General features: G+C 31.5%; 1 protein-coding gene. It reads right to left on the bottom strand.

Features of this window, described 5'->3' with window-relative positions:
• A partial coding sequence (locus tag AB0I15_RS66895; protein WP_358121226.1) for an ATP-binding cassette domain-containing protein occupies window positions 1-825 on the bottom strand: 825 nt, incomplete at its 3' end.
• Window positions 826-1,298 lie beyond the last annotated feature (473 nt).

Raw genomic sequence — 1,298 nt, 5'->3', positions numbered from 1 at the left:
ACCACGTATTATAGTTCTATTTTTTACACTTTCTAAATTCACTAAATCCATTTTAAGTGGAGGAAGTTCGTTTCTCTTTTCGACGCTTTCAAGTTTTTCTAGTCTGGTTTCTAGAGATTTTATAGTTTTTCGTAACTTCTTCTGCTTACCTGCAAAGTATGGCTTTGTTCCTTTTATTCTGCTTTCAGATGAACTTAAGTTTTTCGGTTTTTTAGTTGCTCGTTGAGCTTTCTGTTCTTTTATATTTATAGCTTTTTCCAATCGCTTCTTTTCTTTTTCATATTTTTCATATTCTAATTCTTCTCGATGTCTTTCTAATTCTTTTTGTTCAACATAGTTACTATAATTCCCCTTATATTCAGTTATTCTTCCTTCTTCAATTTCCCATATAGTAGTACACAAGTTATCTAAAAAAGCGCGATCATGTGAAACTATAATAAATGCTCCATGCCAATTTTTTAAATCCTGTTCTAATTTTTCTATATAGTCATTATCTAAGTTAGTTGTTGGTTCATCTGCTAATAGCAGTTCTGGATTTTTATCAAGCGCTTGCCGAATATAGTTTCGTGTTACTTCACCACCACTTTTAGTTGATTCTATGAGCTTCAATTGAGGAATAAGTTCACAATGTGAAAATTGTTTTACAATACCTTCTTCAGGCACAATTTTTTTATATAATATGTGAAGTAACGTTGTTTTTCCATTTCCATTTTTACCAACTAAACCAATACGATCATTCTGATAAATCTTTAGGCGATTTATGTTCAACAATAAACGATCTTGAACATAATGTTTTATATGAAGTCCCTCTAACATTATTTTCATATTTCCTCATCCTCTCATAAGTAATTGAAGACAATAAAAGCCTCCTAATCTATTCAGAATAGGAGGCATAAATCTATATAGATGAACTCTAACAAAATACTTTTAGAGCCAACTACAGAATTTTCATCCTATCCTGAAAAGTACAATTGAAAACAACACAAATCAAACGCTATTTGTAAATAAAATACTTTCAATTGTTTCCTTTTGAAAATAGGATTAGTTAATCATGTAGTTGGTTCACCCTTTCCCTTATCGTATTAAATTCAACTTAAACAAATAGCAAATAAATGTCAATGTTCAACCCAAATTATTTCTTCAATTTATTTGTATTACTTAATGAACAATGGCTAGCAATTAGCCACTCTTTTTTGCGTAAGCAAAAAACATAAGGGGCTTGGGGATAATCCCCAACAAGCTGGCGCGTCTGCCACGTTAGTGGCTAGCAAAGCCAATGCTTGCCAAACCACTTAACG

Origin of the sequence: Nonomuraea sp. NPDC050643 (assembly GCF_040654715.1) — a bacterium.
Lineage (GTDB): Bacteria > Actinomycetota > Actinomycetes > Streptosporangiales > Streptosporangiaceae > Nonomuraea.
The sequence above is the reverse complement of the archived record's forward strand: the minus strand, read 5'-3'. Positions and strand labels throughout refer to the sequence as shown.